Annotated in this window: 13 protein-coding genes; 6 read left to right on the top strand and 7 right to left on the bottom strand. The window is 68.5% G+C overall.

Annotated elements, in window-relative coordinates; all coding sequences use genetic code 11:
- Nucleotides 1–82: 82 nt before the first annotated feature.
- The 7 genes from pepQ to rph all read right to left on the bottom strand — a co-directional run bounded on the left by pepQ (nt 83) and on the right by rph (nt 7,297).
- A complete protein-coding gene (gene pepQ, locus H9654_RS05990) occupies nt 83–1,414 on the bottom strand; it encodes a Xaa-Pro dipeptidase (RefSeq protein WP_191769793.1) in 1,332 nt (443 codons plus the stop codon).
- 73 nt (nt 1,415–1,487) lie between these two features.
- The gene (locus H9654_RS05995; protein WP_191769795.1) at nt 1,488–1,850 is read right to left on the bottom strand and encodes a PilZ domain-containing protein; all 363 of its coding nucleotides are present in this window, start codon (nt 1,848–1,850) and stop codon (nt 1,488–1,490) included.
- A complete protein-coding gene (locus H9654_RS06000) occupies nt 1,847–4,282 on the bottom strand; it encodes a DUF1631 family protein (RefSeq protein WP_191769797.1) in 2,436 nt (811 codons plus the stop codon). Before H9654_RS06000 ends, H9654_RS05995 begins: the two co-directional genes overlap by 4 nt.
- 50 nt (nt 4,283–4,332) lie before the next feature.
- A complete protein-coding gene (gene hemW / locus H9654_RS06005; RefSeq protein WP_191769799.1) occupies nt 4,333–5,562 on the bottom strand; it encodes a radical SAM family heme chaperone HemW in 1,230 nt (409 codons plus the stop codon).
- A 9-nt stretch (nt 5,563–5,571) separates the two neighbouring features.
- Nucleotides 5,572–6,186 (bottom strand): RdgB/HAM1 family non-canonical purine NTP pyrophosphatase, encoded by a 615-nt coding sequence (gene rdgB / locus H9654_RS06010; RefSeq protein WP_191769801.1) that lies wholly within the window; start codon nt 6,184–6,186, stop codon nt 5,572–5,574.
- Nucleotides 6,186–6,575, bottom strand: a complete 390-nt coding sequence (locus H9654_RS06015) for a VOC family protein (protein WP_191769803.1) — start codon at nt 6,573–6,575, stop codon at nt 6,186–6,188. The genes rdgB and H9654_RS06015 overlap by 1 nt, the downstream gene beginning before the upstream one ends.
- Entirely contained in the window at nt 6,572–7,297 is a 726-nt protein-coding gene (gene rph / locus H9654_RS06020; protein WP_191769804.1) for a ribonuclease PH, read from the bottom strand. The genes H9654_RS06015 and rph overlap by 4 nt, the downstream gene beginning before the upstream one ends.
- Nucleotides 7,298–7,417: 120 nt before the next feature.
- On the opposite strand from rph, the gene H9654_RS06025 reads away from it, so the two are divergent.
- The 6 genes from H9654_RS06025 to recG all read left to right on the top strand — a co-directional run bounded on the left by H9654_RS06025 (nt 7,418) and on the right by recG (nt 14,209).
- Entirely contained in the window at nt 7,418–8,278 is an 861-nt protein-coding gene (locus H9654_RS06025) for a YicC/YloC family endoribonuclease (protein WP_191769806.1), read from the top strand.
- Nucleotides 8,275–8,940 carry a guanylate kinase gene (gene gmk, locus H9654_RS06030; protein ID WP_191769807.1) on the top strand — a complete coding sequence of 222 codons (666 nt, stop codon included), beginning with the start codon at nt 8,275–8,277 and terminating at the stop codon, nt 8,938–8,940. Before H9654_RS06025 ends, gmk begins: the two co-directional genes overlap by 4 nt.
- Nucleotides 8,941–9,050: 110 nt before the next feature.
- Nucleotides 9,051–9,350 carry a DNA-directed RNA polymerase subunit omega gene (gene rpoZ / locus H9654_RS06035; protein ID WP_042614409.1) on the top strand — a complete coding sequence of 100 codons (300 nt, stop codon included), beginning with the start codon at nt 9,051–9,053 and terminating at the stop codon, nt 9,348–9,350.
- A 102-nt stretch (nt 9,351–9,452) separates the two neighbouring features.
- Nucleotides 9,453–11,609 carry a RelA/SpoT family protein gene (locus H9654_RS06040; RefSeq protein WP_101098301.1) on the top strand — a complete coding sequence of 719 codons (2,157 nt, stop codon included), beginning with the start codon at nt 9,453–9,455 and terminating at the stop codon, nt 11,607–11,609.
- Between the two features lie 100 nt (nt 11,610–11,709).
- Nucleotides 11,710–12,096 (top strand): RidA family protein, encoded by a 387-nt coding sequence (locus tag H9654_RS06045; RefSeq protein ID WP_191769809.1) that lies wholly within the window; start codon nt 11,710–11,712, stop codon nt 12,094–12,096.
- Nucleotides 12,097–12,103: 7 nt separating this feature from the next.
- Entirely contained in the window at nt 12,104–14,209 is a 2,106-nt protein-coding gene (gene recG / locus H9654_RS06050; RefSeq protein WP_318241117.1) for an ATP-dependent DNA helicase RecG, read from the top strand.
- Nucleotides 14,210–14,399 lie beyond the last annotated feature (190 nt).

The following is a 14,399-nucleotide window of genomic DNA, read 5'->3' on the forward strand; positions in this document are numbered from 1 at the left end:
CCCCCCCCCCCCCCCCCCCCCCCCCCCCCCCCCCCCCCGCCCCACCCCCAGCTGCAGCTCTAAACGCCACCCGCGAGGGGGTTCACCCGTTCGCCAACACAAACTCCGGCCGGGTCAGGTTGTCCGCCTCGCCATCAGTGCACAGCACTTCGTCCTCGATCCGGATCCCGCCGTAAGGGCGGAAGAAATCCACGCGATCCCAGGCGATGCTGGCGCCATGCCCGGCCTGCTTCACTTCGTCCAGCAGCATGTCGATGAAGTACAGGCCCGGCTCGATGGTCACCACCATGCCCGCCTCCAGCACGCGGGTCAGGCGCAGGTAGGGGTGTCCTGCCGGACGTTCGATCCGGCCACCGGCGTCGCCTGCCGCGAAGCCCGCCACGTCGTGCACCTGCAGGCCGATCAGGTGGCCGATGCCGTGCGGGAAGAAGGCCGCGCTGATGCCGGTTTCCACCGCCGTCTGCGGCGATACCTTGAGCACGCCGAAGTCCTTCAGTACGCCCATCAGCGACAGGTGCGCGTCCACGTGCAGCTGCTTGTAGTCGAAGCCCGGGCGGACCGCAGCACACATCTGCTGCTGGGCCGCGTCGACCGCGCCGATCATCGCGGCGAACTCGTCGTGGCCGTGCGCCGCATGGGTGCGGGTGATGTCGCTGGCATAGCCGAGCGCGCTGGCGCCGGCATCGATCAGGAAGCTGCGCAGCGGCTGCGGCGCGGTGCGACCCAGTTCGGTGTAGTGCAGCACGGCGGCATGTTCGTTGAGTGCCACGATGTTGCCGTAGGGCAGTTCGTTGGCATCCTGGCCGACTGCCGCGCAGTACGCCATGTGGATGGAAAACTCATCGGCGCCATTGCGGAACGCCGCTTCGGCGGCGCGATGGCCGCGTACGCCCAGCACCTGCGCCTGGCGCATCAGTGCGATCTCATAAGGCGTTTTGTAAGCCCGGTGGTATTCCAGGTAATCCAGCACCGGCGCCGGGTTGTTCGGCACCCACTCGCCCAGCGTGCTCTGCGCCTCGCCCAGCACGGCGCAGCGCGAACGGTCGCGCGGCAGCAGTGCCAGCGCTTCTTCCGGTTTGCGGATGACCTGGATGTCGAAGTGCTCCACCCACCAGCCACTCGGTGCGTCGGGCACTACGTGCCAGTAGTCGAAGGGTTGGTGGAAGATCACCGTGGGGCGCTTGCCCGGGGTGAACACCAGCCAGCTGTGCGGTACGCGGGTCAGCGGCAACCACGCCTTGAACTGCGGATTCACCGCATAGGGATAATCGCGGTCGTCGAACAGGTGGTAATGCAGGGTGCCGCTGGGAACCACCAGATGGTCGAAGCCGCCGCGCGCCAGCGCTGTTTCGGCCCGCCGGCAAAGCACGGCCAGGTGGTCGGGATAAAGGGCGCCGGGGTCGTGCTGGATCATCGCGGTGACTCGCTGGAAAACAGCCCCTGATTGTGCCGCATGCGCCGCGCGGCTGCTGTGCCGGAACCGGCGCTCAGGGCGCCGGAGATTCCTGTCCGATCCATCCGCGCAGCAGTTCGCGGTGTTCGCGCGAGAGGGTGATGAAGCGGAAACCGGCCCAGGCCTGTCCCGCCACGTGTGCCGGATCGGCCCACAGCAGGTGCACGCCGACGTCGATCGGGGCGGCGTGGCCATCGGCCAGTGGCAGGGTGAACTGCAGCTGGTACAGCGCGTCTTCGCGCAGGGGCACCGAGGCCAGCATCAGCATGCCGGTCTCGGAAATATTGCCGAGGCGGCCGACCACGCGTTCGGCGATCAGGTCGGTCACAGGCACCAGGTCGGCCACGTTGCGGCGTGGCGCGCGGCGGGTGTCGGGGCTGTCGTCGTCGGCGCTCATGCGGCTTCCCCTTGTTCAGTGCCGGCCAGCGAGCGCAGCGTGCGCAGGGTGGCCTGCCAGGCGCGATCGATCAGCCGTCCCTTGTCTTCGGTAACGATGCGCGCCTGCTCCAGGGCCATCAGCCGGGCCAGTGTATCCAGTGTGTACTCGGCCACTTTCTGCCCGCGCGGATTGACGAACAGGGCGTGTTCGGTCACCAGGCTGTACCAGGACAGGCGTTGGCGGTGCAGGTCGCCCTGCTGGTTGCTGATGAACTCGAACCAGGTGCCGAACGGCAGCGTGCGCAGCTGGCGGTAGCAGTCTTCTTCGACGTTGCTGCGTGCCAGCGGTGCGAGCCGGCGGGTGTCATGGGCTTCGGCATGTTCGCCCAGCCGGGTGCGTGCCTTCAGCCGCGCGCTCAGCTCGGTCCGCGAGGTGCTGTCGTCTTCGCCGCCGGGGGTGGAGAGGCGTCGCGCGATGGCCCGCGCTTCGTCATGGTGGCAGCCGATCTGCACGACGGCTGCCTCGATTTCGCCGAACAGGACGTCGTCGGCCGCATGCTCGCCGCCGGGGGGCTGGGCGGTAACCGCGGTGATGCGCGCGGTCTGCTGCAAGCGCTGCTGCCACAGTGCGGAGTCTTCGCCGTGGCGCAGCTGGGCCAGGGTCAGCACGTCGGCCCAGGCCTGGCGCAGCAGCGTCTGCACGAAGCGCGGCGGCTGGTCCTGCGCGCAGGCCTGTTCAATCAGCGCGGCAGCCTGCTGGCGTGCGACCTCCAGCCGCTCCTTGCCGCGCGCGGCTTCCACGTGGCGGCGCTCGGCCAGCTCGGCTTTGTGCGCAGCGGCACGGAAGTGCTGCTGTACCTCTTCGTTGGCGGCGGCGAACACGGCCGGATCGTCGTGGTACTGCGCCACCACGGTATCCACCGTGCGCTCCAGCTTCTGCACCAGCTGCGGGTCCAGGTCATCTTCCTGCAGGCCGCTGGCGCCCAGTTCGGCGATGGTGTTGAGCAGCTCGCGGGCCGGGTGCTCGTCGCGCACGAAGAAGCCCGGGTCGGCCAGCGCGGCGCGTGCCAGCGGCACCTGCAGCCTGCCGACCAGGTCGTTGCCTGCGGTCTGCGGACGCTGCTCCTGGCGGATCTGCTGGAACAACAGGCCGAGCAGGTCCAGCGTGTCGCCATCCTTGACCGTCAGCGCCGCCTGCTCGCCGTGTTCGGCGCGCAGCTGGGTCAGCAGGGCGGTCTGCAGGTCGGACATGCTGCGTGAGGTGGCACCGCCGGCGATGCGTGCCTGCAGCTGCCCGAGGATCGCATCGACCATCGCGCTGGGTACCGCGTTGGCATCGGGCGTCCCCCCCGCCACGGCGCGTTCGTCTGCCACCGCAGCGCCCGGCAGCGGTGGCTCCGGGCCGTGCGACGCAGCCACCTCGGCGGCCATCGCCTGCCGCGCACCGGCGAGCAGTTCGTGCAGTGCGCTCATGGCCGGCGCTGCGAGGTCCACCACCGGGGGCGCTGTGGCCGGTTGATCCGGCGCACCGGTGGGCAGCGGCGGCGGTTGGGGCGCGCCGTTCTGCGCGGGATGCCCGCCCAGTTCGGCCTGCATCATCGCCGACCAGGAACTGGCGGCAGTGCTGCTGGCACCGTTCCAGCTGGTGACCGGCGTGGTGCGCGCGCGTGCGCCGCCGGCTTGGCTGCGGCCTGGCTGGGTGACGATCCGGCGGGTCGCCGCCGAGCGCGCCAGGTAAGGGGTGTAGACCAGTCCGGGCAGCACGCCTTCGTGACTCAGCAGCACGTTGGCGCGCTCCAGCAGCTCGCCCAGCCGCTCCAGCACCTGGCGTTCGAAGCTGCGATACAGCGCCAGCTGGGCTTCCAGTTCGAGCCCGCCTTCATCGCCGATCCGGCGCACGATGCCGCACAGGATCACCGGGCCGAACGGTACCTGCTCGGCATCCAGCGCCGGCGCGGCGGCCAGCACCGCCAGCCGCTGTCCGAGCAGTTGCAGTGCGTTGGCCGAGCGCAGTATTTCGCGCCGCATGATCTCGTTGAGCACGATGTCGCGATCGATGTCGGTGTCGTTGACCAGGGTCAGCGCGGACATCGACGGGCGCGGCGGTTCGGTTGCCGCCGGTGCTTCGCTGGCAGGCGCGAACAGCGCGGCCAAGGCCTGCGCGAGGTGTTCCAGGAAGCGGTGGCTGAAGCCTTCGGCGAAGGGATGGATCTGACGGGCCTGCGCGAGCAGGTCGGCCTGCACCTGGCTGTTGCGGGCGCGCTCGGCCTCGCGCAGCAGTTCACGCTCCAGCTCCACCACGGTCAGCGTCAGCGGCGCGGTCAACGACTGCCGCGACAGTGCCAGCAGGGCGCCCAGCAGCCGGCGCACGCGCGGTGGGGCGTCGACCGCGGCGAAGCGTGCAGTGTCCTCAGGCATCGGCGGAGGCGAGGAGGGCATGGGGCTGGGCATCCGTTTTCCCGGGGTCGGGCTCGGAATCTACCGTGTCGGGCGGGGCGGCGCTACTCGCCCAGGAACAGCTCCACCACATCGTTGGTGAAGCGGCGTCCCAGCTCCGTCGGCCGCAGCAGCCCGCCGTGGTCGTGGCCGTCCGCGCCCGCACAGCCGTGGTCGTCGCAGCCATGTCCGTGATCGTGGCCGCCGCCCACGCGTTCCAGCCAGCCGCGCTGCAGCGCCTGTTGCAGGGGGACGTCGATGGCCGCTGCGGGCAGGCCGGTACGCGACTGGAAGTCGCGCAGGCTGAAGCCTTCGTGCAGGCGCAGCAGGTTGAGCATGTACTCGAACGGCAGCCGGTCCGCCGCGATGATGTCGTCGCCGCCGAAGCTGGCAGGGCTGCCGGCGGCGTCCATGTAGGCCTGCGGATGCTTCAGCTTCCAGCGCCGGCGCACGTTCTGCTCGGCCCCGGAGCTGATCTTGCCGTGCGCACCGGCACCGATGCCGAGGTAGTCGCCGAAGCGCCAGTAATTCAGGTTGTGCGCACTCTGCCGCCCGGGCCGCGCATAGGCACTGACCTCGTACTGGTCGAAGCCGGCCTGCGCCAGCAGCGCCTGGCAGTGTTCCTGCATGTCCCACGCGCTGTCTTCGTCCGGAATGCCTTGTGGCGGGCGGGCGAAGAACACCGTGTTCGGTTCCAGCGTGAGCTGGTAGTGCGAAAGATGCGCCGGCTGCAGCGCGAAGGCGCGCTCCAGGTCGTGCTCGGCGGCGGCCAGGGTCTGCCCGGGCAGGGCGTACATCAGGTCGATGTTGAAATTGTCGAAGCCCGCATCCTGCGCCATCTTGACCGCGCGCTCGGCTTCGGCGCTGTCATGGATACGGCCCAGGCGCTTGAGCGCGTCGTCGTTGAAGGTCTGGATGCCGAAGCTGAGCCGGTTGACACCAGCCGCACGGTAGCCGTCGAAACGGCCATGTTCGGTCGTGCCCGGGTTGGTCTCCAGGGTGACTTCGGCGTTCGGGGCGAAGCGCAGCCGCGCCGAGGCCTGCTGCAGGAAGCGGTCGATCGCCTCGGCCGGGAACAGGCTGGGCGTGCCGCCGCCGAAGAATACGCTGTGCACCACCCGTCCCCATACCAGCGGCAGGTCCTGGTCCAGGTCGCGCACCAGCGCATCGATGTAAGCATCGAAGGGCAGTTCGCCCTTGGCCTGGTGCGAGTTGAAATCGCAGTACGGGCATTTGCGCACGCACCAAGGCAGGTGCACGTAGAGCGACAGCGGCGGCGGAATGAGGGCGGGCATCAGCGTCGGTTACCGGGAAAGCGAGGACAGCCGCTGCTTCAGCTGCTGCAGGGCCAGCGCACGGTGGCTGAGCGTATTCTTCAGGGCCGGCGCCATTTCCGCGGCGGTCAGCCCATGGCGCGGGTCCAGGAACACCGGGTTGTAGCCGAATCCGTTGTGGCCGCGCGGCGCCTCCAGGATCACGCCTTCCCAGCTGCCTTCGCAGACCAGTGGCTGCGGATCGGCGGCGTGGCGCAGCAGCACGATCACCGCGAAGAAGCGTGCGGTGCGCTGCCCGGCAGGTACCTCGCGCAGGTCGGCCAGCAGCTTGGCGTTGTTGGCGGCATCGTCGGTGGGGCTGCCGGCGTAGCGCGCGCTGTACAGTCCCGGTGCGCCGCCGAGGGCGTCCACGATCAGGCCGGAGTCGTCGGCCAGGGCCGGCAGGCCGCTGGCCTGGCAGGCCGCACGCGCCTTGATCAGTGCGTTTTCCACGAAGGTCAGGCCGGTTTCGGGCACATCGCCCACCCCGGCATCGGCGGCCGACAGGATCTGCAGCGGCAGGTCGGCCAGCATCGCCTGCATCTCCTTCAGCTTGCCGGCGTTGTGGCTGGCAAGTACCAGCCTGGCAGTAGCGGGAAGACGCATCAGGCCAGCTCCAGCAGGTCCCAGGTGTTGCCATACAGGTCGCGGAACACCGCCACGGTGGCATAGGGTTCCTTGCGCGGTGCTTCGAGGAACTCCACGCCCGCAGCCAGCATCGCGGCGTGGTCACGCGCGAAGTCGTCGGTCTCCAGGAAGAAGCCGACCCGTCCACCGGTCTGGTCGCCGATCCGCGCGGCCTGCACGTCCGAACTGGCGCGCGCCAGCAGCAGCCCGGCAGCGCCGTCGGTGGCGGGCGATACCACCACCCAGCGCTTGCCGCCGCCCTGGTCGACGTCCTGCTGCAGGTGGAAGCCGAGCGCACCGGTGAACCAGGCGATCGCGCGGTCGTAGTCATCCACCAGCAAGGTGGTCAGGGCCAGCCGGCGATTCATGCGGCCAGTGCCGCCTGCTGCGCGGCCAGCAGTTCGCCCACGCCCTTGTCGGCCAGCGCCAGCAGCGCATCCAGTTCGTCGCGACGGAACGCATGGCCTTCGGCGGTGCCCTGCAGTTCGATGAAGCCGCCGCCATCGTTCATGACGACATTCATGTCGGTGTCGCAGTCGCTGTCTTCGGCATAGTCCAGGTCCAGCACCGGGGTGCCGCGGTAGACGCCCACCGATACTGCCGCCACCGCACCGATGATCGGGTTGCGCTTGATGTCACCGCGCTTGAGCAGCAGGTTCACCGCGTCGGCCAGGGCGACGTAGGCGCCGGTGATGGCCGCGGTGCGGGTGCCGCCGTCGGCCTGCAGCACGTCGCAGTCCAGGGTGATGGTGCGCTCGCCCAGCGCATTGCGGTCCACGCAGGCGCGCAGGCTGCGGCCGATCAGACGCTGGATTTCCAGCGTGCGGCCGCCCTGCTTGCCACGCGCTGCTTCGCGGTCGCTGCGGGTGTGGGTGGCGCGTGGCAGCATGCCGTACTCGGCGGTGACCCAGCCTTCGCCCTTGCCACGCAGGAAGCCCGGTACGCGGTTTTCCACGGTGGCGGTGCACAGCACGCGGGTTTCGCCGAAGCAGACCAGCACCGAGCCTTCGGCGTGGCGGGTGAAACCGCGTTGGAGGGTGACCTGGCGCATCTGGTCAGGCTGGCGGCCACTGGGGCGGTTATCGGACATGGTGGGGTACCGTTGGAGCGGGGGAACGGGTCCATGCCCGCGCCGGGGAGGGAGCAGGCAGGAGGCTCGAATGAAGCCGCTAGGGTACCATTCCCTCTTTGGGAGCATCTGGAAAACCCCATGATCCGAAGCATGACCGCTTACGCCGGGGGCGAGCGCGCCACCGCCTGGGGCACGCTGGGCTGCGAGCTGCGCTCGGTGAACCACCGGTTCCTCGAAGTCGGCACCCGCCTGCCGGAGGAACTGCGCGCGCTGGAACCGCAGCTGCGTGAACGCATTTCCGCACGCCTGAGCCGCGGCAAGCTGGACCTGGTGATGCGCCTGCGCACGCCGGAAACCTCAGCCAGCCTGCAGGTCAACGATGTCCTGCTGGGCCAGCTGGGCCAGCTGGCGCACCGGCTCACGTCCGACTTCCCGAATCTGCAGGTCAGCTTCACCGAGCTGTTGCAGCTGCCCGGCGTGATGCAGGGCGAAGCCACCGATGCCGCCGCGCTGCAGGCCGAGGCGCTGGCGCTGCTGGAACAGACCCTGGACGGCTTCATCGCTGGGCGCGAACGCGAAGGCGACAAGCTGGCAACCGCCATCAGTGAACGGGTGGATGCCATCGAGCGCATCGCTGCGGACGTGCGCACCCTGATTCCCGCGATCCGCGAAGGCCAGCGGGTCAAGCTGGCCGCGCGCTTGGCCGACCTGCCGCACCCGGTGGATCCGGGCCGCGCCGAGCAGGAACTGGTGATGTGGCTGCAGAAGCTGGACGTGGATGAAGAGCTGGACCGCCTCGGCAGCCATATCGTGGAAATCCGCCGCGTGCTGAAGCAGCGCGATCCGGTCGGGCGTCGGCTGGACTTCCTGCTGCAGGAGTTCAACCGCGAAGCCAATACGCTGGGCTCCAAATCGGTGGACAGCCGCACCTCCAATGCCGCGGTGGAGCTGAAAGTGCTGATCGACCAGATCCGCGAACAGGTACAGAACATCGAATGAGCATCCAACCTTCCCCGGTCGGCACGCCCGCGCGCGGCACCCTGTACATCGTTGCCGCGCCTTCCGGTGCCGGCAAGAGCAGCATCGTCAACGCCACCCTGGCGCGCGACCCGCAGATCGCGCTGTCGATCTCGTTCACCTCGCGGGCCACGCGTCCGGGCGAGGTCAACGGCGAGCACTACCATTTCGTCAGCGCGACCGAGTTCGAGGCGATGATCGCCGCCGGTGATTTCTTTGAACACGCCTGGGTGCACGGCGACTGGAAGGGCACCGCCCGGCAGTCGGTGGAGCCGCAGCTGGCCGCCGGCCAGGACGTGCTGCTGGAAATCGACTGGCAGGGCGCGCAGCAGGTGCGCCAGCTGGTGCCCGGCACGGTGACGGTGTTCATCCTGCCGCCGTCCAGGCAGGCGCTGCAGGACCGCATGCGCAAGCGCGGCCAGGACAGCGAGGCGGTGATCAGCCAGCGGCTGTCGGCCGCGCGCGAGGAAATGCTGCACTTCAACGACTTCGACTACGTCATCGTCAACGAGATCTTCGACACTGCGGTCGATGAGCTGTGCGCCATCTTCACCGCCAGCCGGCTGCGCCGCGAAGCGCAGAAGGTCCGCCATGCCGGGCTGATCCAGGCCCTTCTGACCGCAGATCCGTCTGCAACTGACTGATTGCAAAAGGAACAGGGAAGGGTTGGCTTGATTTTGTCCAGCCCCTGCCCTTACACTCCGTCCCCTTTCCCTCATTCGACTGAGCGGCCGACCGGTCGCCGGGAGCCCGTATGGCCCGCATCACCGTAGAAGATTGCCTGGAAGTCGTTAACAACCGTTTCGAGCTGGTCATGATGGCGTCCAAGCGCGCCCGCCAGCTTGCCAACGGCGTGCAGGCCACGCTGGACAACAGCGAAACCGAAGACAAGCCGACCGTGCTGGCGCTGCGCGAAATCGCCGCCCGTCGCATCGACAACGCGCTGATCGACGAAGTCGAGAAGGCCGAGCGCGAGCGTGCCGAGCGTGAAGCGCTGGAATGGGCCGCCGCCGAAGTGGTCGCCGACGAGGACATGTCCAAGAACGACGACTGAGTCCAGTCGACACCCTTGGCCAGATGCGAAACAGCCCGCCGCAAGCGGGCTGTTTCGCATTCAGGATTTGCTGAAATTGTGACGCTGGCATAGGCTTCGGCCATGAACCCAGGCCCCACTGCCAAGGTAGCCGCGCCATCCCGCGCGGACGTACCCGATTACGTCCTTCAGCTCGAGCGCGCAGCGCACTACCTGCCGCCGGAGCAGCTGCCACTGCTGCGCCGTGCGTGGGAAGTGGGGGCCGCCGCGCACGCGGGTCAGACCCGCAAGTCCGGTGAGCCCTACATCACCCACCCGGTTGCCGTGGCGCAGGTGCTGGCCGAGCTGGGCCTGGACATGGAAGCGCTGATCGCCGCGATCCTGCACGACACCATCGAAGACACGCCGCTGACCCGCGAAGAGCTGGCCGCCGAGTTCGGCGAACCGGTGGCCGAACTGGTGGACGGGGTCACCAAGCTGGACAAGCTGAAGTTCCGCGACCGCCAGGAAGCGGCTGCCGAGAGCTTCCGCAAGATGCTGCTGGCGATGTCGCGCGACCTGCGCGTGATCATGATCAAGCTGGCCGACCGCCTGCACAACATGCGCACGCTGGGCGCGCAGAGCAGCGAGGCGCGCGGCCGGATCGCGCGCGAGACGCTGGAAATCTATGCGCCCATCGCGCAGCGGCTGGGCATGAGCCTGGTCAAGAGCGAACTGCAGAACCTCGGCTTCAAGGCGCTGTATCCGTGGCGCCATGCGATCCTGGAAAAGCACATCCGCAGCCAGCCGGTGGTACGCCGCGAAGCGATGGCGCAGGTGGAAGTGCAGCTCAGCCAGCGCCTGGCCAAGGAAGGGCTGGAGCATCGGCTGGTCAGCCGGATCAAGACCCCGTGGAGCATCTACAACAAGATGCACGACGAGAACAAATCCTTCGACCAGGTCATGGATGTGTTCGGTTTCCGGCTGGTGGTGCGCAGCGTGCCCAACGCCTACCACGCGCTGGGCGCGGTGCATGCCGCGTTCAAGCCGCTGGACGGGCGCTTCCGCGACTTCATCGCCATTCCCAAGGCCAACGGCTACCAGTCGCTGCACACGGTGCTGTTCGGCCCGTACGGCTCGCCGATCGAAGTGCAGATCCGCACCGAGGAAATGGACCTGATCGCCGAACGCGGCGTGGCCGCGCACTGGACCTACAAGTTCGGTGGCGACACCCCCAACAGCGCGCAGAGCCGTGCCCATGCGTGGATCGTCGAACTGATCGATTCCCAGCGCGCGGCCGGTTCCTCGCTGGAGTTCCTCGACAACGTCAAGGTCGACCTGTTCCCGGACGAGGTCTACCTGTTCACGCCGAAGGGCAAGATCATGGCCCTGCCGCGCAATGCGACCGCGTTGGACTTCGCCTACGCGGTGCATACCGATGTCGGCAATACGGCGGTGGCGTCACGGGTGGACAAGAAGCTGGTGCCGTTGCGCACCAAGCTGGTCAGTGGCCAGACCATCGAGATCATCACCGCCCGTTCGGCCACGCCCAAGCCGCAGTGGCTGGAATTCGTGGTCACCAGCAAGGCCCGCACGGCCATCCGCCACCAGCTCAAGCAGCTCGAGCACGAAGACGCCGTGCAGCTGGGCCACCGCATGCTTGATCGTGCGCTGGAAGCGATGGATTCCTCGCTGGAGCGCCTGCCCAAGGGCCGCCTGGATGCGTTCCTGGCCGAGCACCGGTTCCCGCGGCTGGAGGCGCTGCTGGCCGAAGTGGCGCTGGGCAACTGGATGCCGACGCAGGCCGCGCAGGCGCTGATGGCCTACGCCGAACTGCGTGGCGGTGCACGTCACCATTCGCAGGAAAAGATCCTGATCAACGGCAGCGAACGCGGCGTGGTCACCTTCGCCAACTGCTGCCAGCCGATTCCAGGCGATGAGATCATGGGCTACCACACCGCCGGCAAGGGCATCGTGGTGCACCGGATGGACTGCCCGAACCTGGCCGAGCTGCGCAAGTCGCCGGAGCGCTGGGTGCCGATCGGCTGGGATTCGTCGGTATCCGGCGACTACGACACCTCGCTGGTGGTCGAAGTGGAGAACGGTACCGGCGTGCTGGCGCAGCTGGCCGCGGCGATCGCGCAGAGCCAGTCCAACATTGAACGCGTGGACTACCTGGACCGTGACTTCAACGCCGCCGTGCTGGCCTTCAACGTGCAGGTGCGCGACCGCAACCACCTTGCCGAAGTCATGCGCCGGCTGCGTCGCCTGTCGGTGGTGCAGTCGGTGCGCCGCCAGTGAGCGGGCAGGGGTCAGGTTCCTTTTCCCACGGAAAAGGAACCTGACCCCGTGCCCTGAGCCGGTACAATGGACGCTCTGTTTTCCTGATACCGGAGCCCCCATGACCCGCCAGATCATCAACACCGAAAAGGCCCCCGCCGCCATCGGTCCTTACTCGCAGGCCGTGCGCGCCGGCAACACCGTGTACTTCTCCGGGCAGATCCCGCTGGACCCGGCCACGGGCGAGATCGTCGGCGTCGGTGACGTGGAAGCCCAGGCCCGTCGTGCCTTCGACAACCTCAAGGCCGTGGCCGAGGAAGCCGGCGGCTCGCTCGACCAGATCGTCCGCCTGGGCCTGTACCTGACCGACCTGGCCGAGTTCGCCAAGGTCAACGCCGTGATGCAGGACTATTTCAAAGCGCCGTTCCCGGCGCGTTCGACCATCGAAGTCTCCGGCCTGCCGAAGGGCGCCAACTTCGAAGTCGATGCGGTGATGGTCATCGGCTGAACCCTGCGTGGCACGCAAGGCCGCCCCTGCACTGGCGCCATCCGGTGAAGCCTCGCTGGCGATGCTCGCCGGGGTCGGTCCGGCGGTGGCCGGCAAGCTGCAGGCGCGCGGCCTGGGCACGCTGCAGGATCTGTGGCTGCACCTGCCGCTGCGCTATGAAGACCGGACCCGGTTGACCCTGATCGAAGACCTGCGTTCCGGCGTGCCGGCGCAGGTCGAAGGCCGGGTGATGGCGGTGGAGCGCGGCATGCGCTACCGGCCGATGCTCAAGGTCGCCATTGAAGACGAAGGGCGCGGCACGCTGGTGCTGCGTTTCTTCCATTTCCGCCAGCAGCAGATCGGGCAGTTCGCGGTCGGCAACCGGCTGCGCTGCTTCGGTACCCCGCGGCCCGGCCAGCTGGGCCTGGAGATCGTCCATCCCAGTTACCAGGTGCTGGGGCGCCACGATGATCCTGCGCTGGGGGACAGGCTGGATCCGGTGTACCCGGCAGTGGAAGGCGTCGGCCCGGCAACCATGCGCAAGCTGATCCTGCAGGCGCTGGAGCGCTTGCCGGACGAATCCCTGCTGGAACTGCTGCCACCCGGATGGCTGGATGGCCTGGGCCTGCCCTCGTTGCGCAGCGCACTGCTGACCGTGCACCAGCCGCCGCAGGATGCGGATCTTTCCGCGCTGGCCAATGGCCTCCATCCCGCACAGCGCCGGCTGGCGCTGGAAGAACTGCTCGCCCACCACCTGAGCCTGCGCCGCCAGCGCATCGCCCTGCAGGCCCACCATGCGCCGCCGCTGGACGGGCCGGGGCGGCTGGCCAAGGCGCTGCTCAAGCAGCTGCCGTTCGCGTTGACCGGCGCGCAGCAGCGCGTGTTCAAGCAGATCCGCGACGACCTCGCCCGGCCCAGCCCGATGTTGCGGCTGGTGCAGGGTGACGTCGGTTCGGGCAAGACGGTGGTGGCCGCATTGGCGGCCATGCTGGCGGTGGAACAGGGCAAGCAGGTCGCGCTGGCCGCGCCCACCGAACTGCTGGCCGAACAGCATCTCAACAACCTGCGCGGCTGGCTGGAACCGCTGGGCGTGCAGGTCGCCTGGCTGGCCGGCAAGGTCACCGGCAAGGCTCGCGCCAAGGTGCTGGCCGATGTGGCCAACGGCGAGGCGAAGGTGGTGGTCGGCACCCATGCGTTGATGCAGGACGCGGTGGTGTTCCAGGACCTTGCGCTGGCGATCGTCGATGAGCAGCACCGCTTCGGCGTGCACCAGCGGTTGGCGCTGCGCGACAAGGGCGCGGGCGGCAACAGCGTGCCGCACCAGCTGGTGATGACCGCCACGCCGATTCCGCGCACGCTGGCGATGTCCGAATATGCCGATCTGGATGTGTCGGCCATCGATGAACTGCCGCCCGGCCGCACCCCGGTGCAGACCGTGGCGCTCAACGCCGATCGCCGCCCCGAGCTGATCGAGCGCATCGCGCTGGCCTGCAGCGAGGGACGCCAGGTGTACTGGGTCTGCACGCTGATCGAAGAAAGCGAGGAGCTCGATGCCACGCCGGCGCAGGCCACCTACGAGTCACTGCAGGCGCTGCTGCCGGGCGTGCGTGTCGGGCTGGTGCACGGGCGCCTGAAGGCCGCCGAAAAACTGGCGACGATGGTGGCGTTCAAGGCCGGGCAGATCGATCTGCTGGTGGCGACCACCGTGATCGAAGTGGGGGTGGACGTCCCCAATGCGTCGTTGATGGTGATCGAGAACGCCGAACGATTGGGGTTGGCGCAGCTGCACCAGCTGCGCGGGCGGGTAGGGCGCGGATCGGCGGTATCGCGCTGCATGCTGCTGTACCAGACGCCGTTGTCGACGATGGCGCGCGAACGCCTGCAGACCATGCGCGAGACCAACGATGGCTTCGTCATCGCCGAGAAGGACCTGGAGCTGCGCGGCCCGGGCGAGTTGCTGGGCACCCGGCAGACCGGCCTGGCCGGTTTCCGCATCGCCGACCTGGCGCGCGACGCCAACCTGCTGCCGGACGTGCACGCACTGGCCGAACGGCTGCTGCAGGAGCAGCCCGGCCTGGCCGACCGGGTGGTCGACCGCTGGATCGGCACCGCCGTGCGTTACGCCTCGGCCTGAACGGGTAGCGCCGACCCATGGTCGGCGAATGCTCCCCGCCATCGCGTCGCCTGACGCAGGCCGCGCTTCGCGCTCGCCGAGCACGGCTCGGCGCTACCGCTTTTCTTCTTTTTTTCATGCCCGACGCCGGCGCAGGCGATGAGGGCCGGGCGGGGGGGGTTTGCCGGGGGGTTGCGCGCCATGGCTGGCG

Source organism: Stenotrophomonas lacuserhaii, from assembly GCF_014836545.1.
GTDB classification, from domain to species: Bacteria; Pseudomonadota; Gammaproteobacteria; order Xanthomonadales; family Xanthomonadaceae; genus Stenotrophomonas; species Stenotrophomonas lacuserhaii.